Origin of the sequence: Clostridium sp. UBA2485 (genome assembly GCF_002341865.1) — a bacterium.
In the GTDB taxonomy this organism is placed as follows: domain Bacteria; phylum Bacillota; class Clostridia; order Clostridiales; family Clostridiaceae; genus Clostridium_J.
In genome coordinates, this window is record NZ_DDOV01000108.1 from 1 (window position 1) to 19,553 (window position 19,553).

Sequence of the window (19,553 nt, forward strand, 5' to 3'; positions counted from 1 at the left end):
TATTTAGCTTCAATTATTGATGTTTTTGATAGAAGTATTATAGCATGTAAGCTATCACTTTCTGCTAATGCTGAGGCAGCACAAGAAGTATTGCTTACAGCATTATACAACAGAGGTATCAAAGATGCTGTCGACGGACTTACTGTCCGTACAGACAATGGTTCACAGTTTATAGCTCATGACTTTGAAAAGTTATGTATAAAAGAAAAGACGATTCATGAAAGAATCCCAGTACATAGCCCAAACTACAATGCACATATAGAGTCATATCATAGATATCTTCAAGATGAGTGCCTAGCTGGTAAGATATTTAATAGTTTAGAAGAGGCGGAAGCCATCATTGATAAATATGTATATGGATATAATACGATACGAGTTCATTCATCAATAGATTATAGAACTCCTGATGAGTTCTATAATCTAAAAAATTGTAACTTTAAGAATGAGCTAGTAATTAGCATATAGTGTCCCATTTGAGGGGGCCAATCCGACAATTGTAGTTGAAATTAATTTTGTAAATTAATTTCTTTAAATAAAAGTAACTCTGTGGTTTTAAAAATAGATAAATTCAAAACTTTTATTGTAAAAGAGTGGTAGCTATAATTCTCCATTATCCATTGTCAATTGTATAAGAGTTCCTCTGAGATGCAGCATGATTCGGAACAATACCTATTTACTTAACTAGAACAATGGAGATATATAATACAAGATTTTGTAGCGGCGAACACTGTTCGCCATTTTTTATTATATTAATTACAATTTTAATGATGAGATAACATTTTTTAATATTATTTATTGTAATATAAATTACCTATTTAATTTTTTATAGTACTAGTCTATTGGAACTTTTAGGAGAATAGTGTTCACCTATACAATTAATCAATAAATTGAGATATATAATAATGCTAAATATACACTTTAAAAACAAAAAAATAAAAAAATAAAAAAAATTTTAAAAAAACTATAAAGTATATGTAAAATCTACGATAATTATATTGTAAAACAAATAAATAAAATTTTGCACAGGGAAGTGCAATGTAAAATTCAAGGAGGTACTTATTATGATAATCAATCACAATTTAAATGCAATGAACGCTCATAGAAATATGGGAATCAATGTTGGAAACTCAGGAAAGGCTATGGAGAAACTTTCTTCAGGATTAAGAATTAACAGAGCTGGAGATGACGCAGCAGGACTAGCTATTTCTGAAAAAATGAGAGGACAAATTAGAGGTTTAGATCAAGCTTCAAGAAACTCTCAAGATGGTATCTCAATGATCCAAACAGCAGAAGGTGGACTAAATGAAGTTCATGCTATAGCTCAAAGAATGAGAGAATTAGCTGTTCAAGCTGCTAACGATACAAACGTAACAGTAGATAGAGAATCTATAGGAGCAGAAATTGATCAATTAGGGGAAGAACTTGGCAGAATAAATAAAAACACTCAATTTAATGAACAAAATCTATTAGACGGAACAGCAGGAACAACTGGAAAAGTACAAATACAAGTTGGTGCAAATAGTGGACAATCAATGGAATTAGACTTCGCTACAGATGGTATCAAATTAGATAATATAGTAGATGCTTTGAAAGATAAAGAAGCTCAAGTTGCAACTAATGCAGATGCAACTAAATTCATAAAAGTTGTAGATGACAATCTAAAGACAGTATCAAAAGGAAGATCCTTATTAGGAGCTTACCAAAACAGATTAGAACATACTATAGCTAACCTTGACAATGCATCAGAAAACTTACAAGCAGCAGAATCAAGAGTTAGAGACGTTGATATGGCTAAAGAAATGATGAACTTCTCTAAAAATAATATACTTCAACAAGCTGCTCAAGCAATGCTTGCTCAAGCTAACCAAGCTCCACAAGGAGTATTACAATTATTAAGATAATTATTGTAATGTAAACAAGATATAAAGGTGATTTCGAAAATATTTGTATTTTTGAAGTCACCTTTATTTATTATAAGTAGCTTGTTAATAGTATTATAAATGTTTTTTTAAATTATATATTAATTTTCTAAAAATGTACTCGATAATAAAGATAGTATATTAAATAATATGGGAGAAAAGCATGAATGAAATAACAAATTATACCATTGAAACTATAAAAAGTGTAAAAAGTGACAAGGTTAATGTAATTGAAAGAAGTAAGGACAACAAAAATGTTCTAAAGATAAATGTTAATGAAAAGCAAATTTATATAGGAAGTAAATATTCAGTTAATAGAGATGTTGACAAGTTTATTAATGAAATAGGTGATATTGATATTAATACTTCTATTATAATTTTTGGCCTAGGTGCGGGAGAACATATAAGAGAAGTAGTGAGCAAATTTAATAACTCTATTAGTATATTAGTTATTGAGCCAGACATAAGTACACTTAATTTAATATGCCATTCAGGTTATTATGATGATATAGTAAAAAATGATAAAATTTCTATTTTGCATTGTGAAAATGTAGAAGTAGTTTTAAAAGAATTCATAGATCCTTTTAAATTGCAGAATACAAAAGTGATCTTTTTTGGGAACTATAAAGTAATATATGATAATGAATCGGTTGAATTTTTTAAATTAATAAAAACTATAATAACTTATAAATTGGTGGATAGAAATACTTCAATAAATTTATCAAAAGAAATTATTAAAAATTCTATAAAAAATTTACATCATGTAGCAAAAAGTTTTTCTGTTAATGAATTAAAAGATATATACAAGGATGTACCAGCTATAGTTGTCTCAGCTGGACCTTCTCTAGCAAAAAATATTCATTTATTAAAGAAAGTACAGGATGAATTTATAATAATCACTGGTGGGAGAACATTAGAACCTCTGCTAAATCAAGGTATAAAACCAGATTTTTTATGTGTAATAGACCCTTTCCCAAGATCTTTTCAGTTAGTTGAAAACAATTTAAGAGATGATATTCCATTAGTATATTATGAAGGAACTAATTCGGATGTAGTAGATAAACATGGAGGAGACAAAATATTCTACACAATAGATAGTGTACTAAAAAAACATTTAAATGAAGATATTACGAGTTTAGCTTATGGGGGATCTGTGGCTCATATTTGTACAGCTTTGGCTCTACATTTTGGATGCAATCCTATAATATTTATAGGACAAGATCTAGCATACACTAATGAAAAAAGACATGCAGATATTGCAAAACATAATTCAAATAATTTATCAAATAAAAGTGAATATGATCTTTATGTAGAGGATATATATGGAGAAAAAGTTAGAACAAGTATGTCATTGAATTTTATGAGATTACAATTTGAAGAATTAATAAATATATTTAATAAAAATACTTTTATTAATGCTACAGAAGGAGGAGCTAATATAAATGGAACTTCAATTGCTTCTTTAAATGAAGTAATTGATAAATACAAATCAAAGTGTAAAAAGAAAAGCCATTATTCTAAAAAGATTAAGAAGGTAGAAAATTCTATTGATATAATGAAGAGTTTAAATGAATGCATTAATAATATAGAAGAGCTACAAAAATGTTGTGATGAAGTTTTAAAACATAATAAAGAACTTTACTATAACTATAAAAGATGTAATAGTTTTAAAGTAGATAAAGCGATTAATAGAATATCTAGAATTAATAATAGCATTGAAAGAAAAATGGAAACTACTTTATTTATTGAGGGGCTGTTTTACACCATACAAAGTGAAGCAAATAGTAAAGCGTTTTTATATAGTCCAATTGATGATGAAAAAATTAAAGTAGAAAAAATGTATAAGCAAATTAACTTTATATATAATGAAATGAAAAATTGTTTAGCGGAAGTATTAGTATTAATTAAAAAAGAGTATTTTTAGGAGAGATTTTATGAAAAAAGTTAAAGAAGTCATTATCACTTGTAATGATTATATAGATAAATTAAAGGAAGATGGAATATTAAAATTAATCAATGATGTTCAAGGAGGAAATGAAGATGAAGCTTTAACATTAATACCAGTTATAGCAGATGGGTTACAATGGATAATTGAAGTAGTTGAAAAGACTAAGGATATGCAAATTGAAAAAATAAATACAAATAAATTATTAGAAAACTTAGTAGAAATAAATACTGCTTTAGAAAATGAGGACTATATATTAATGTCAGATATATTTGAGTTTGAAATATTTGAAGAGTTAAACAGTATTCAGAAACTTTTAATTAAAAATATTAATGATATTTAAGGATAACTAAAGCATGAGAAAAATACAGGTGTTAACTAGTAGAGATGGAAATATTAATTTAAAAGTAGATAATATATTATTACATAGTAATTATTATCCGGAGAGAGATGGAGAAAAATTTGTAGAAGGAAATTTACATTTAATTAAAGGCAAAGATACAGTAGTGATATATGGGTTAGCATTAGGATATCATATAAAATCCATATTAAAGAATGCTAATAAAAATAGTAAAATTTATATTTTTGACTTAGATAGTGAAGTTGTTCAAATAGGAAAGAAATTAAAAGTTTATGATGAAATATTACTGGATAAAAGAGTTGAAATTTTTACTGAATTTAATGAAGAATTTAATATTGTGTTTTCAAATCTACTAAATAAAGTGGAGGATATTATAATTTATAAGCCCTCCCTTAAAACAATGCCAAGAAGGTTTGATAGTGTACAAACTATATTAAATAACTATTTAAATGGTAAAAAAGGAATAAATAAATTTAGAGATATAATGATGTTAAATAAAGATATAAATGAAAAAAAAGATTACACAGTAATAGATGAATTAATAAACAATAACAATTTTGATGTGAAAAATAAACCAATAGTATGTGTATCTTCAGGACCATCACTAGACAAATCGATAAATGAATTAAAAGAAATAAGAGATAAAGTAATAGTTTTATCAGTGGGCTCTGCTTTAAAGGGTTTAGTGAAAAACGATATATTACCAGATTTAATCACTATTACTGATTGCCAAAAAATGGTAAAAAAACAACTAGAAGGATTAGAAGGTTTAGATGTTCCACTATGCTTTTTAAATACAGCATCCTATTGGGCAGTAGAGTCATATAATGGGCCTAAATATATATTTTTTAATGAAGAAAATATGTTTAGCAATATAATAATGACTACAGGGAAGACGGTAGCGGTGTCTAATATAGATATTGCTATTAAGCTTAAAACAAAGATCATTGGTTTATTAGGACAAGATTTAGCATATTTAGATCATAAGACTCATAGTGACTCCTATATTGAAATCTATGGAAAAAGTAACTATATATCTTTAAATAGCAAAGTATATAAAGAAGCTTTAAATGTAAAGAAAGAAAAGGTATATACCACTACTGGATTTATTAATTTTAAGTATAATATTGAAAGCCTTATTAGTAAAAATTCAAATATTGTATTTTTAAATTGTAGTAATGGACTTCCAATAGAAGGAACTACATATACAAATATAAAAAATATTATAAATTTATAAGAGCAAATGGAGAGGGTATGAAATGCTTAATAATAGTACAATTTTAGTTACTGGAGGCACAGGTTCCTTTGGTAAAAAATTTATAGAAATGTTATTTGAAAAGTATAATCCTAAAAAAGTTATAGTTTATTCAAGAGATGAATATAAGCAAGATGTGGTAAAAAAGATGTTTGCAAATAGACTTGGAGAGAATGCAAATAAACTTAGGTTTTTTATAGGTGATGTAAGGGATAGGGAACGCTTATATAGAGCCTTTGACGGAGTAGACTATGTTGTTCATGCAGCAGCCATGAAGCAAGTTCCAGCTTGTGAGTATAATCCTTTTGAAGCTATAAAAACTAATATTCATGGAGCACAAAATATAGTAGATGCAGCTATTGATAGAGATGTTAAAAAAGTTGTAGCATTGTCAACTGATAAGGCAGTAAATCCTATAAATTTATATGGCGGAACTAAGTTAGTATCGGATAAGCTTTTTATTTCTGCAAATGCTTACTCAGGGGGAAAAGGAACTATTTTTTCAGTAGTTAGATACGGAAATGTTGCAGGAAGCAGAGGTTCTGTAATTCCTTATTTTAAAACATTAACAGAGCAAGGGGTAAATGAGCTTCCAATAACAGATTTTAGGATGACTCGTTTTTGGATCACTCTAGAACAAGGTGTAGAACTTGTATTTAAAGCATTGAAAGAATCTAAGGGTGGGGAAACTTACATATCTAAAATACCTTCTTTTAAAATAACAGATTTAGCAAAGGCAATTAATCCTAATGCCATATTAAAAGAAGTTGGAATAAGAGAAGGAGAAAAACTTCATGAGGTTATGATAACAAAGGATGATTCTAGAAATACCTATGAATACGATAGTCACTACATAATTTATCCAAATATGAACTGGGTAAATATTAATAAAGAAATAATAAATGGCGGAAGAGCTATAGAAGATAGCTTTGAATATAATTCTGAAAAGAACACAATTTGGCTCAATGAGAAAGATTTAAAAGAAGAATTTAAAAAAAAAATTCAGGACTAGGATGGATTAGGTGAAAGTATGAAGATCTTAATAACGGCTATAGGAAGAAGAGTAGAACTTATAGAAGAATTAAAAAAACATTTTTTTGTCATAGGTACAGATTTGAATAGTGATATTGTTGCAATAAATTATGTAGATAAATTTTATAATGTTCCATCCTATAAAGACGAAAATTATATTGATATATTAATAGAAATATGCAGAGAAGAAAAAGTAGATATGATTATTCCTTTATTTGAAAGTGAATTTTTAACATTGTGTAATCATAGAGAAAAATTTTTAGATGTAGGTACAACACTTTTATTAAGCGATAAAAGTGTTGTAAATATATGTAATGATAAATTAGAAACATATAGGTTTTTCAAAGATAATAACATAGATACTCCTATTACTTATTCTAAAGATGAGATAGAAAATGCAATAAAAAATAATAAGTATATAAAATATCCATTAATAATAAAGCCCTTAGAAGGAATGGGTAGTAAAAATGTTTTTAAAATAAATAATGAAAAAGAATTAATTTTTTTTAAGGATTATGTTGAAAAACCTGTTATTCAGGAGTTTATAGATGGAACAGAATACACCATTGATGCATTATGCGATACAAAAGGAAATATTATCTCAATTGTTCCAAGAGAAAGAATAGAAATTAGAGGTGGAGAAGTCTCAAAAACACGAACAGTTAAAAGTAAAAAAATAATTGAGAAAACTATTGAGTTAATATTTAAAATGATTAAAAACTGCAAAGATAATATATGCTTTCCGATTGCAGGACCATTAACAATTCAATGTATAGTTACACCAAAAGATGAAATAAAATTTATAGAAGTTAATCCAAGGTTTGGTGGAGGAGTACCTATAAGCTTTAAAGCAGGAGTAGACTATGGGTATTATTTTAAAAAAATGATATTAAATGAAGAAGTAAGTTCTATAGTTGGCCATTTTAAAGAGATAACGATGCTAAGATATGATAAATCAGTATATAAGTAGGTATAGAAGATATGATAAAAACAGTTATATTTGATCTTGATGACACCCTTTATGAGGAACTATTATTTGTTAAATCTGGTTTTAAAGAAGTATGTATATTTTTATCTCAAAAATATAACTTAAACTTCAATGAAATGTATGAAGAATGTCTAAGCATATTAAATAAATATGGTAGAGGTAAGATTTTTAATATTTTATGTGAGACTTATAATATAGATGAAAATATATCAAATCTAGTTAATATATATAGAAGTTCAAAACCAATACTTTATTTGTACGAAGATAGTATGGAAATAATAAAGGAACTTAGAGAAAAAAATTATAATTTAGCAATAATTACAGATGGTGATTCCAAAGTTCAATGGAATAAAATAAGAGCGTTAAAGTTAGAGAATTTTATGGAAAAAATATTGGTTTGTGATGATTTAGGAAAAGAATATTGGAAACCACATGAAAAGCCTTATTTAGAAGTGGTAAACTACTTTAATAATTTAAATAATGAGTGTGTTTATATAGGTGATAATCCTAATAAGGATTTTATAGGCGCAAGAAAACTAGGTATTAGAACTATAAGAATAATAAGGAAACAAGGAGATCACATGAAAACCTTCTTAGAAGATCAATATGAAGCAGACTTTACTATAAATAATCTATTGCAAATTAAAGATATAATAAAATATAAATAAAGTAAACTTTCTTAATCAAGTAGTTATAACTTTGTATTACATATAATTAAGTCTAATCAACATAGAGGTGATAAAAATGAAAGTAATATGTATAGTTCAAGCGAGAATGGGATCTGAAAGACTGCCAGGAAAAGTTTTGAAAGAGATTAATGGCAAACCAATGATTTATTATACATTGACGAGGCTCAAAAAAAGTAAATATATTGACGAGATAATTTTGGCTACTTCTATTAAAGAAGCAGATACTCCTTTAGTGGAATATGTAAAAAGCCTAGGGGTAGAGGTATTTAGAGGAAGTGAAAATAATGTACTTGAAAGATATAAACTAGCTTCTGATAAATATGGAGGAGAAGTTATAGTAAGAGTTACAGGTGATTGTCCACTTATAGACCCCATAATAGTAGATAACGTAATAACAAAATATTTAATGTACAATTATGATTATGTTAGATTAGATGTACCAGAAACTTTTATGAGAGGGCTTGACGTAGAAGTTTTTTCAAAAAAGGCACTAGAACATGTTTTCAGTGTTGCATGTTCAGAGCAAAATATAAATAAAAGTGAGTTTGAAGTATTTAGAGAACATGTAACATATTATATATATAACTGTAAAGAGAATTTCAAACTAGGATATATAAAAGGAGAAAGTCTATACCACAAGGATTGTAGAGTATGCGTTGATACAAAAGAAGATTTTGAATTAATAAATTATATATATGAATATTTTGGACGTGAAGATATGTCATCGAAAGAGGTTGTGAATTTATTAGAAAACTATAGTTATTTACTAGATATAAATAAGAAAATAAAACAGAAATTATTGTAAATAACAATGTTCAAACTATTGATCTTTAGATAATAAGTGTAAAAAAATGAATTGCAATATGTGAATACAAATTGTTTATAATAAATTTAATTAATCTAGATAATTTAAACAAACAAATCTAGTATTATATAATTATTAGTTTACTTTTGCTATAAATATTTTGTATAAAGATTTAATTAGATAAATTTGTAAAAATGAAATTTTAAAAATAGATTTAATAATAAAAATAATTTTATAAAAGCTACGTACAAGTTATTAAAATAAATTATTATATTTTAGGAGGTCATAAATGAATAATTTATTGTTGAAATATGAACAATTAGCTAAAAGGTATAATATAAAAAACAATAGTGATTACAAGAAAACAATAGTATTGATAAGAAAATATATAGAAGAAGCTGTAAGAAAACATAAAAAAATTGCAATTTGGGGAGGCGGAATGCATACTGAAGTTTTATTGTCTACTTTTGGTGTAGAATTAAAAAATTTAGTTTGCATTATAGATAATAGTTTTAAAAATAAAAGACTAGAAGGTATAGAAATAATAGATCCATCACAAATCCATAAAAAAAATATAGATTGTATTATTATATCTTCTTACAATTTTAGAAATGAAATTAAAAATATAATTTTAAAACAATATAAGGATATAGATTGTTTAGATATATATGAAAAATTAGAAGAAGAAGGAATTAAATTAGCTACACCTTTTTATTTTAATTCAAATATATATATTGATATAAATAATTTAAAGGAAAAATACAGTAAAGAAAAAGATTTTTATAAAAAATCGTATTATCTAAAGAGTATTATAGAAAATTATATAAGGATAAAGGACTTTTTATACGCAATTAAGTATATGGAAAAATATATAGAAGAAGAATTAGAAAATTATGATTTAATAAAAGATTTGAAAGAAGATTTGANNATTAGAAATAAAGAATAAACTGAAGTTTTATAAGGATAGAAATATATTATTACTATACATTGATTCTTTAAGAAGTTCAGATTTAATGAAATTCAATAGAATGAAATTTTTAAGAGAATTTGCAAAGGAAAATACATATTATAGCAAAGCATATTCTACATCCATATATACTTATGAAAGTTTTATGCCTACTCTAAAAGAAGAAGATGTATTGATGAATAAGAATTATGATTTAATAAGTATAAATGAAAATGAATGTAAGTGTGTAAAAAAAGCAATAAATCAAGGATTTTCATTTAACTTATGCAGTGCTTCATCTTCTTGCTTTATAAAGGGAGATAATATAAATGTAAAAAATGCAGGACAATATATTAGTGAAACTTTGTGGCAATACGTAATAAATCTAAATAGTGATTCTATTTCACTTTTATATGTATTAGCAGAAGTACACTTACCTCATATAGGTGGAGAGCATAAAGGGAAAGATATAAAGGTTATAAGAGGGCTATTTTCGGAGATAGACGGTGAGCCGATAGATGAGGATAAGTATATAGCTCGATATGAAGAATCTTTAAAGTATGTTGATGAACAATTAAAATTTTATTTGAATATGCTTAATAATGATGCAGACATATTTATATTTTCAGACCATGGTCAAATAATAGAGGGAATTGGAGAAGGACCAGAAAAACTTGAAACAAAACTTGGATGGCATGAAGATAGGGTAAACATTCCATTAATAGTTAAAAGTAAATATTTTAAAAAGGGTATAAATAAAGATGTAGCTTCACTAATGGATTTTAATAATATTGTATGTAGCTTAATAGATAAAAAATCTTTTCTTCCTAATAGAGAGTATGCAAAGGTAGCATTGTCGCCTATTCATAATAAAAATATGAGATATAATTTTGAAAAATATAATAAAAGTGAATACTTAAATGGATTTGAAGTTTTTATATTTCAAGACTTCAAAATAGTGGTGACATCAGATGGAACCATAAAAGGATATCATATAGAAAACTTTAACGAACATGAAGAATATAATAAAAATATTTTAAAAAAATATTATGAATATGTAAAAGATGATATATTAGTGACTAAGTCTTTTTAAAAAATAGATATAAGTAATTTAAAAATGTGATAGACAAGTAGAAGCAATATAATTGTTAAAAAATTATGACTAAATTTTGTAAATTGTTTGGGAGAGAATCAGTGGAAGTATTAGTACCTTTTAAAGGATATAGATTTAATAAAAATGTGATAAGTAAATTGAAAAAAATAGATCATAAAACATTAAATAAATTAAAAATAGAAAATAATAAATTATGCGATGTAAATGGAAGTATATCAGATTATATTAATAGTGTGCCAGAAGATATTCAATTAATATATTCTGAAAAACTTGAAAAAGATAAATGTTCTTTTTATTTATGTGAATTTAAGAATAGAAATAATGGTATATCTAAAAAAGGTATTTTAGGATGCATCAACATGGAACACTATATTAGTGGACGAATAAAAAAGCATGAAAATTTAAGAATAGAAAAAATAGAGGATATGGTGAAAAAAATAGATTTATATAATAGTGAAACTGCACCTATATTTCTTATACACAAACATATCGATGAGTTATATAAAATACTAAATATAGTTAGAAATAATAGTAAATGTATCTATAGAATACGAAATAAAAATGATGATTTATATATATGGAAAATAGAAAAAGAAGAACATATAAAGAAAATACAGAACATGATGAAAAAAGTTGACAAGTTTTATATAGCAGATGGACATCATAGAATATATTCTAAAAGTTTATATGGAAAAGAAGACACAATTTTATCATTTATCATGTCCGATAAAGATGTAGAGATATTGGATTACAATAGAGTGGTTAAAGATTTAAATAGGTTAGGAACTAAAGATATAATTAAAAAAATATTAAAGAATTTTCAATTAATCAATAAATCTAATAACATAATATATCCTAAAGAAAAAGGGGAAATAGGAGTATATCTAAATAAAGAATGGTATTTATTTAAAATAAAAAAAGATATACTAAATAGAATAGATAAAATTGAAGATAATTTAGATGTATCAATACTTCAAAATTTAATATTAAATCCTATATTTAATATTAAAGACTGTACAAGAGACGAAAAATTAGAATTTATAGGCGGAAAAGATAGATATACTCTAATAGTACAAGCAGTAGATAAGTACGATGGTATTGGTTTTATTTTATATCCAACAGAAAGAGAAGAATTCTTTGAAATTATAGATAATAATATGATAATGCCACCAAAATCCACATGGTTTGAACCTAAGATACCAGCTGGATTAGTAATTCACAAATATAGATGAAGAAATGGGTGATTATATGCAGGCTATTATATTAGCAGCAGGAATGGGAAAGCGTCTTGGTGATAAAACAAAAAGTAATACTAAGTGTATGGTGAAAGTAAATGGAAAACCATTAATAGATTATACTTTAAATGCTCTTTTAGAAAATGATATAAATAACATATCTATTGTTGTTGGACATAAAAAAGACAATCTTATAGAGTATTTAAATAAAAGATATCCTAAATTAAATATAAATTATATAGAAAATCCTATATATAATAAGACAAATAATATTTATTCTTTATGGCTAGCTAAAGATAAACTAATAGAAGATGATTCTTTAATTCTAGAAAGTGATTTAATTTTCGATAAAGATATAATAAAAGAGATTATTAATTGTGAATATGACAGTTTGGCTGTTCTTGCTCCATTTGAAAGATGGATGGATGGAACAGTTACTATAATTAATAAAGAAAATACTATAGAGAATTTTATATCTAAAAATAACTTTAATTGGAATATAGCGGAAAGTTACTATAAAACAGTAAATATATATAAGTTTTCAAAAAAATTTTCTGAAAAAGTATATATGCCATTTTTAGAAGCATATATGAAAGCAATAGGTAAAAATCAATACTATGAACAAGTGTTAAAAGTTATATCTAATATTGGTGAATTTGATTTAAAAGGGTTAGTTTTAAGTGAAAATAAAAAATGGTACGAAATAGATGATATGCAAGATTTAGATATAGCTGAAACTATATTTGCGGGAAATGAAGAAAAATTAAAAAAACTTCAATTAAGGTATGGAGGATATTGGAGATTTCCTAAACTAAAAGATTTTTGTTATCTTGTAAATCCATATTTTCCAACAAAATCCATGATGGAAGAAATGAAATATAGTTTTGAAACTTTAATATCAGAATATCCATCTGGATTATCGATACAAAATTTGTTAGCAGAAAAAATGTTTAAATGTAAAAATGAATATATAACAATAGGAAATGGAGCAGCAGAACTTATAAAATCTTTAATGGACAAGCTAAGTGGAAACTTTGCAATAACTTATCCTACCTTTAACGAATACCCAAATAGAATTGGAAAAGAAAGAATATATAAATTTATACCTAAAAATAAAGAATTTAAATATACAGTAGATGATATTATCCAAATATCAGATAATGTAGATAATATACTTTTAATAAACCCAGACAATCCAACAGGAAACTATATATCCAAGGAAGAAATGATGCGACTGTTAAAATTTGTAGAAGAAAATAATAAAAGACTTATAATAGATGAATCATTTATAGATTTTGCAGGAGAAAATAAGGTATACACATTAATAGATAATAATATTTTAGAAAATAATAAAAACATGTATGTAATCAAAAGTATTAGCAAAAGTTATGGAGTACCTGGTGTACGATTAGGAATATTGGCGACATCTGATTTAGATACATTAGAAAAAATAAAAAGAGAACTACCTATTTGGAATATAAATTCATTTGGAGAATATTTTACTCAGATATTTAGTAAATATGAAAAGGACTATATAAAAGCATGTAATAAAATATCAAAAGAAAGAGATAGATTCTATAAAGAATTATGTAAAATAGATATATTAAGACCTATATATTCAAATGCAAATTATTTTTTATGCGAAGTTTCTAAAAAATATACTTCTACGGAGCTTACCGAAATTTTATTAGATAAATATAACATACTTATAAAAGATTGTAAAAATAAAATCGGATTTGAAGATAAGGAATATATAAGGGTAGCTGTAAGAGATTATAAAGATAATAATTATATAATAGATAGTATGAAAGAATTATGTAGGTAATAATATGAGAAAGTATAATGTTACAATTTGTGGATTTGGAGCTATAGGTCATTCTATTGCAGTACAAATAGGAAAAAGCAGCGATTTTAATATAAACATACTTACAAAAAATAAAAAGGAGAAAATAGAAAAAATACAAGGATTTTTTAAAGGAGATATTATAGAAACTAAAATAAATGGAATTTATACGAATCCTCTAGATATAATTCCAAAGTCAGATATTATATTAATAACAGTACCAGGATTTATTAGATTAAAAATATTAGAAGAAATAATGCCAAGTGTAAAAAAAGGTTCAATTATAGGATTTATACCAGGAAATGGAGGAATAGAGTGGTCAGTAAAAAAGCTTAGAATTAAAGATATTACTATATTTGGAATGGAAAGAGTACCATATATATCAAGATTAAAGGAATATGGGAAAGTTGAGATAACAGGAACAAGAGATGTGTTGAAAGTAGGATTTATTAATAAAAATTTAGATGAACAAGTTCTTAAATCAATATTGTCAACCATGTTCAATAAAAAAATTGAGATATTAAAAACATATATTTTAATAACCTTAACTACATCAAATGCAATATTACATACATGTAGGTTATATACTATTTTTTATAAGAAGGAAAATAAATTATTCGAAAAAGAACCATTATTTTATAGAGAATGGGATAATAACACATCAAAACTTTTTAAAGCCTGTGATGATGAAATTGTTAGAATTTATAATAAGTTGCGAGATATAGGATTTGCAGAGAATATTAAAAATTTAACTGGACTAATGGATTATTACGAATCTGAAACTGAAGAAGAACTTACAGAAAAGATTAGAAGCATAGAGGCTTTTAAGCCTATAAAGACACAAATGATTAAATGTGAAGATGGATATAAAATAGATTTAAATAGTAGATATATAATTGAGGACATCCCATATGGGTTATTAATTTTTAAAGGAATTGCAGAATTATTAATGATAAATACACCAAATATAGATAAAATAATATATTGGGTACAAGAATTATTAGGAAAAAAATATATAGTAGATGGTAAGTTGTATGATATTGTTGACACGGGATGCCCACAGAATTTTGGAATAAATAATCTAAATGATTTTATTAAAATTATGTAAGTTAGATTCAGAAAACTATATTTTCAAGTAATATATTAACTAATTATTTTTAGTTTATTTAAGTTTATTAAAATGTTAAAGCTAGTAGTTCTACTAGCTTTTTTGTTAAATATATCTAGAGGTGAATTTATGAAAGTTTTAATTAGAGCAGATGGAGGAGAAAAAATAGGGCTAGGTCATATTATGAGGACTTTAGTTTTAGCCAAAGAACTTTTAAACGAGTTTGAAGTAAAATATATATGTATAAGTGAAAATAAATATGCTAAAGGGAGAGATATAGTAAAATCTGAAAATATCGAGGTTATTGAAATAAATGAAGAAAATGAATTAGNNGGCAGTATTAAGAATTTAGATGGTGATATAATTATCGTTGATAGATATGGAATCAACAAAGAATATTTAAGTAGTCTGGGAGAAAAGTTTAAAGTAATTTATATAGATGATAATAATGAATTAGATTATTATCCTGTGGATATTTTAATTAATCAAAATCCACATAGTAAATTTTTTAACTATAATGTAAGAAAAAATACTAAAGTATTATGTGGTGGTATGTATACTCTTCTGAGAGATGAATTTTTAAAAGACTCTCCTATAGAAGTAAAAAAAGATATAAAAGATGTATTAATTACCTTAGGTGGAAGCGATGATTTAAATATCACTGATGAATTAATAAGTGAATTAAAAGAATTGAAGATTAATTTACATGTAATAATAGGACCAGCCTTTAAGTTTAAAGATGATATTAAAAAGTATAATAAAGATAATGTATTTTTATATGAAAATGTTAATATGAGTGAAGTGATGAAAAAAGTTGATTTAGCTATTTCAAGCTGTGGTTCTACACTCTATGAACTTTCTTATTTAGGTATACCTACTTTGGGTATAATTGTTGCTGACAATCAGAAATTATGTGGACAATTTATGGAATGTTTAGGGTGTATTTATTTGAAGAAGCATATAAGAAAAGAACATATATTAAATATTAATTATAATGAAAGACTTATTATGAGTAATAACATGAAAAATTTAATTGATGGTAAAGGAAAGTATAGGATTAAGGAACTTTTAAAGTTATACGATAAATAATATATAAGTGGAAATCTACAAGATTAATATATTTTTACAAATAGTATATAGGAATTAAAAAAGAAGGGAAGTGAATACCGTTTAAACAACGGTTATTTATGATTTTAAATGGAAAAAAAATTGGTGATAGTGAAAGATGTTTTGTTATTGCTGAGATGTCAGCCAATCATCTTCAAGATTATAATAGAGCAATAGAAATAATTAAAAAAGCAAAATGGGCTGGAGCAGATGCAATAAAGCTTCAGACTTATACTCCAGATACTATAACACTAGATTGTGATAATGAGTATTTTCAAATAAAACAAGGAACTATTTGGGACGGGATAACCTTACATAAGCTTTATCAGAAAGCTTATACTCCATGGGAATGGCAGCCAAAATTAAAAAAGGTAGCTGAGAAAGAAGGGTTAATATTTTTTTCATCGCCTTTTGATTATACTGCGGTAGATTTTTTAGAAGAAATGAATGTTCCAGCATATAAAATTTCATCTTTTGAAATAAATGATATTCCTTTAATAGAATATATAGCTAAAAAAGGAAAACCTATAATAATGTCTACAGGGATAGCAAAAATGGGAGATATACAAGACGCAATAGATGCCTGTAAGAGAATGGGTAATAATGATATTGCATTATTAAAATGTACTTCTGCTTATCCATCCCCTTTAGAGGATATAAATTTAAAAACAATTCCTAATATGAAGGATACATTTAAAACAGTAGTAGGACTTTCAGATCATACAATGGGACATGCTGTTGCTATAGGTGCTGTTGCATTAGGTGCAAAAATAGTAGAAAAACATTTAACTTTAAGAAGAACTGATGGTGGAGCGGATTCTAAATTTTCCATGGAACCGGAGGAATTTAAACTTATGGTAGATAGTATTAGAAGTATAGAAAAAGCACTTGGAGAAGTTACATATGATTTAACAGAAAAACAAAGAAATTCTAGAGAACATTCAAGAAGCTTATTTGTTGTTGAGGATATAAAGAGAGGAGACGTATTTACAGAGAAAAATATAAAGAGCATAAGACCAGGGTTTGGATTAGAAAGCAAGTATATTAATGATATAATAGATAGAAAAGCTAGTAAAGACATTAGAAAGGGAACACCTATGTCATTTGATTTGATTGAAAATAGATAGGTAAGACATAATTTAAACTTTATTAATAGATATATTTAATAATTAAATGATTTTTTAGTGAGAAGGTGAAATATTGAATAAGTTTGATATAAATTGCAAAAGTCCTATAAGAGAAATATATTTATCTTATGGAAAACAAAATATAGATGAAGATGATATACAAGAAGTTATTAAAGTATTGAAAAGTGATTATTTAACTACTGGACCCTATGTAAAAATTTTTGAAGAAAATATTGCTAATTATGTTGGCGCAAGATATGCAGTAGCTTTTTCTAATGGAACTGCAGCACTTCATGGAGCATGTTTTGCTGTTGAAATAGAAGAAGGTGATGAAGTTATAGTTTCACCAATGACCTTTGCAGCATCTTCCAATGCAATTTTATATTGTGGTGGAATACCAATATTTTGTGATATAGATATGAATACTGGTAATATGGATGTCAGTAAGATTGAAGAAAAAATCACTTCTAAAACTAAGGCTATTATCCCAGTTGATTTTGCAGGACATTCAGTAGATATGGATGAAATAATGAAAATTGCTGATAAATATAACTTAATTGTTATTGAAGATGGAGCTCATGCACTAGGTGGTGAGTATAAAAATAAAAAAATAGGTAGTGGTGCACATATGACAGAATTTAGTTTTCATCCAGTGAAACCAATAACTACTGGTGAAGGTGGAATTATCACTACAAATGATAAAGAACTATATAATAAGCTTATCAGATTTAGAAGTCATGGTATAACTAGAGATAAAAATTTTTTAATAAATAAAAACGAGGGTCCATGGTACTATGAGCAATTGGAATTAGGTTTTAATTACAGACTTACGGATGTTGGAGCAGCTTTAGGAGTTAGTCAATTAAAAAAGCTAGACAAGTTTATAAAAAGAAGAAGAGAAATAGCTAATATCTATAACGAAGCTTTTAAAGATATAGAAGAAATAGAAATACCTATAGAATATGATTATGCTAAATCTGGATATCATATTTATGTTATCAAACTTAAGCTAGAAAAACTATGTAAAACTCGCAAAGAAATTTTTATAGAGCTTGAAAACAATAATATTGGAGTTAATGTTCACTATGTTCCTGTATATTATCACCCTTATTATAAGGAGTTAGGCTATGATAAAGGGTTATGTAAAGTAGCAGAAGAATTTTATGAAAGAATTATAACATTACCATTACATCCTTCAATAACTAATGAGGAAATTAAATATATAATAAGTAAGGTAAAAGAAGTAATTGAAACTAAATAGTTAATGAGAAAGTAATACAAAAATAAATTTTAAAAATCAATAGATTATATCTATTGGTTTTTTCTTTATGTAAATATTTATTTGCCATCCTCATATAATAAAATAGCTAAAAGTATTTTCTGGGAAATATTACTATATATTTTTGAAAAATATTAATTAATTTCAATAGATTATATAGTGAAATTGAAAAATAAATTAAGATTTTTCCTTTAAAGGAGAAATATCCATAATTGTCAATTCTCAATTGTCAATTATCAATTGCAGAAGGGTGATAGTTTATAAATATTATAAAGCAGTTTTTAATAGATAGAATTGGACCAGACATTGGTGCTACTCATTGGATGATTAGATTTAAGTTACTAAAAAAGTGGTTTATTAAAAATAAGTTTGGATATATAGGAAATAATAGTGATTTAAGACTCTTTGTTACCATTGTAGGAGGAAAGAATATTTATATTGGAAATAATGTAATTTTGAGAGGAGGAACTCAGCTTCATGGTAGCAGCAAGTTAGGAGGTGCCACTATAACCATTGAAAATGATGTTCTTATAGCACCAAATGTTTTTATTACAGTTAACAATCATAATTTTTCTGACACCTCTATCCCTATTAGTATGCAAGGAGGAAATGAAAAAAGTGTTTATATTAAAACTGGAGTATGGATTGGATATGGGGCAATTATACTTCAAGGAGTTACAATAGGAAGAAACTCAGTAGTAGCCGCAGGAGCAGTAGTAACAAAAGATGTACCAGATTACACAATAGTAGGAGGAATACCGGCCAAAACCATTAAAACAATTAAGAATTAAAGATGAAGA

18 protein-coding genes are annotated in these 19,553 nt (G+C 25.9%); all 18 read left to right on the forward strand.

The window, feature by feature from the left end; translation table 11 throughout:
- A partial coding sequence (locus B3603_RS20095) for an integrase core domain-containing protein (RefSeq protein ID WP_291568282.1) occupies positions 1-465 on the forward strand: 465 nt, incomplete at its 5' end.
- Positions 466-1,061: 596 nt separating this feature from the next.
- On the forward strand, positions 1,062-1,901 hold the full coding sequence (locus B3603_RS20100; RefSeq protein ID WP_291568284.1) for a flagellin: 840 nt from the start codon (positions 1,062-1,064) through the stop codon (positions 1,899-1,901).
- 181 nt (positions 1,902-2,082) lie between these two features.
- A complete protein-coding gene (locus B3603_RS20105) occupies positions 2,083-3,843 on the forward strand; it encodes a motility associated factor glycosyltransferase family protein (RefSeq protein ID WP_291568286.1) in 1,761 nt (586 codons plus the stop codon).
- A gap of 10 nt (positions 3,844-3,853) precedes the next feature.
- Entirely contained in the window at positions 3,854-4,207 is a 354-nt protein-coding gene (locus B3603_RS20110) for a hypothetical protein (protein WP_291568288.1), read from the forward strand.
- A gap of 13 nt (positions 4,208-4,220) precedes the next feature.
- Positions 4,221-5,462 carry a motility associated factor glycosyltransferase family protein gene (locus B3603_RS20115; RefSeq protein WP_291568290.1) on the forward strand — a complete coding sequence of 414 codons (1,242 nt, stop codon included), beginning with the start codon at positions 4,221-4,223 and terminating at the stop codon, positions 5,460-5,462.
- Between the two features lie 22 nt (positions 5,463-5,484).
- Positions 5,485-6,492: a UDP-N-acetylglucosamine 4,6-dehydratase (inverting) gene (gene pseB / locus B3603_RS20120; protein WP_291568292.1), complete on the forward strand. Its 1,008-nt coding sequence runs from the start codon at positions 5,485-5,487 to the stop codon at positions 6,490-6,492.
- A gap of 18 nt (positions 6,493-6,510) precedes the next feature.
- Complete coding sequence (locus B3603_RS20125; protein ID WP_291568294.1) at positions 6,511-7,482, forward strand: ATP-grasp domain-containing protein; 972 nt, start codon at positions 6,511-6,513, stop codon at positions 7,480-7,482.
- A gap of 11 nt (positions 7,483-7,493) precedes the next feature.
- Positions 7,494-8,168, forward strand: a complete 675-nt coding sequence (locus B3603_RS20130) for an HAD family hydrolase (RefSeq protein WP_291568296.1) — start codon at positions 7,494-7,496, stop codon at positions 8,166-8,168.
- A gap of 76 nt (positions 8,169-8,244) precedes the next feature.
- Positions 8,245-8,994 (forward strand): glycosyltransferase family protein, encoded by a 750-nt coding sequence (locus tag B3603_RS20135; RefSeq protein ID WP_291568298.1) that lies wholly within the window; start codon positions 8,245-8,247, stop codon positions 8,992-8,994.
- Between the two features lie 289 nt (positions 8,995-9,283).
- Positions 9,284-9,940, forward strand: a complete 657-nt coding sequence (locus B3603_RS20140) for a hypothetical protein (protein WP_291568299.1) — start codon at positions 9,284-9,286, stop codon at positions 9,938-9,940.
- A gap of 82 nt (positions 9,941-10,022) precedes the next feature.
- Positions 10,023-11,033, forward strand: coding sequence for a sulfatase-like hydrolase/transferase (locus B3603_RS20145; RefSeq protein ID WP_291568301.1), 1,011 nt, complete (start codon positions 10,023-10,025; stop codon positions 11,031-11,033).
- 101 nt (positions 11,034-11,134) lie between these two features.
- A complete protein-coding gene (locus B3603_RS20150; RefSeq protein ID WP_291568303.1) occupies positions 11,135-12,286 on the forward strand; it encodes a DUF1015 family protein in 1,152 nt (383 codons plus the stop codon).
- A 4-nt stretch (positions 12,287-12,290) separates the two neighbouring features.
- A complete protein-coding gene (locus B3603_RS20155; RefSeq protein WP_291568305.1) occupies positions 12,291-14,114 on the forward strand; it encodes an aminotransferase class I/II-fold pyridoxal phosphate-dependent enzyme in 1,824 nt (607 codons plus the stop codon).
- A gap of 4 nt (positions 14,115-14,118) precedes the next feature.
- Positions 14,119-15,240, forward strand: a complete 1,122-nt coding sequence (locus B3603_RS20160) for an NAD/NADP octopine/nopaline dehydrogenase family protein (RefSeq protein ID WP_291568307.1) — start codon at positions 14,119-14,121, stop codon at positions 15,238-15,240.
- Positions 15,241-15,369: 129 nt separating this feature from the next.
- Positions 15,370-16,329, forward strand: a complete 960-nt coding sequence (pseG, locus tag B3603_RS20165) for a UDP-2,4-diacetamido-2,4,6-trideoxy-beta-L-altropyranose hydrolase (protein WP_291568309.1) — start codon at positions 15,370-15,372, stop codon at positions 16,327-16,329.
- A gap of 98 nt (positions 16,330-16,427) precedes the next feature.
- Positions 16,428-17,474 (forward strand): pseudaminic acid synthase, encoded by a 1,047-nt coding sequence (pseI, locus tag B3603_RS20170; protein ID WP_291568312.1) that lies wholly within the window; start codon positions 16,428-16,430, stop codon positions 17,472-17,474.
- Between the two features lie 73 nt (positions 17,475-17,547).
- Complete coding sequence (pseC, locus tag B3603_RS20175) at positions 17,548-18,735, forward strand: UDP-4-amino-4,6-dideoxy-N-acetyl-beta-L-altrosamine transaminase (RefSeq protein ID WP_291568314.1); 1,188 nt, start codon at positions 17,548-17,550, stop codon at positions 18,733-18,735.
- A 341-nt stretch (positions 18,736-19,076) separates the two neighbouring features.
- On the forward strand, positions 19,077-19,544 hold the full coding sequence (locus B3603_RS20180; RefSeq protein ID WP_291568316.1) for an acyltransferase: 468 nt from the start codon (positions 19,077-19,079) through the stop codon (positions 19,542-19,544).
- Positions 19,545-19,553: the final 9 nt, after the last annotated feature.

Excerpts from the sequence above, each read along its gene's own strand:
- B3603_RS20155 (WP_291568305.1), top strand. The coding sequence starts at position 12,291 with ATGGGTGATTATATGCAGGCTATTATATTAGCAGCAGGAATGGGAAAG.
- pseI (WP_291568312.1), top strand. The coding sequence starts at position 16,428 with ATGATTTTAAATGGAAAAAAAATTGGTGATAGTGAAAGATGTTTTGTT.
- B3603_RS20135 (WP_291568298.1), top strand. The coding sequence starts at position 8,245 with ATGAAAGTAATATGTATAGTTCAAGCGAGAATGGGATCTGAAAGACTG.
- B3603_RS20160 (WP_291568307.1), top strand. The coding sequence starts at position 14,119 with ATGAGAAAGTATAATGTTACAATTTGTGGATTTGGAGCTATAGGTCAT.
- B3603_RS20125 (WP_291568294.1), top strand. The coding sequence starts at position 6,511 with ATGAAGATCTTAATAACGGCTATAGGAAGAAGAGTAGAACTTATAGAA.
- B3603_RS20115 (WP_291568290.1), top strand. The coding sequence starts at position 4,221 with ATGAGAAAAATACAGGTGTTAACTAGTAGAGATGGAAATATTAATTTA.
- B3603_RS20180 (WP_291568316.1), top strand. The coding sequence starts at position 19,077 with ATGATTAGATTTAAGTTACTAAAAAAGTGGTTTATTAAAAATAAGTTT.
- B3603_RS20105 (WP_291568286.1), top strand. The coding sequence starts at position 2,083 with ATGAATGAAATAACAAATTATACCATTGAAACTATAAAAAGTGTAAAA.
- B3603_RS20110 (WP_291568288.1), top strand. The coding sequence starts at position 3,854 with ATGAAAAAAGTTAAAGAAGTCATTATCACTTGTAATGATTATATAGAT.
- B3603_RS20100 (WP_291568284.1), top strand. The coding sequence starts at position 1,062 with ATGATAATCAATCACAATTTAAATGCAATGAACGCTCATAGAAATATG.
- B3603_RS20145 (WP_291568301.1), top strand. The coding sequence starts at position 10,023 with ATGAAATTTTTAAGAGAATTTGCAAAGGAAAATACATATTATAGCAAA.
- B3603_RS20130 (WP_291568296.1), top strand. The coding sequence starts at position 7,494 with ATGATAAAAACAGTTATATTTGATCTTGATGACACCCTTTATGAGGAA.
- pseB (WP_291568292.1), top strand. The coding sequence starts at position 5,485 with ATGCTTAATAATAGTACAATTTTAGTTACTGGAGGCACAGGTTCCTTT.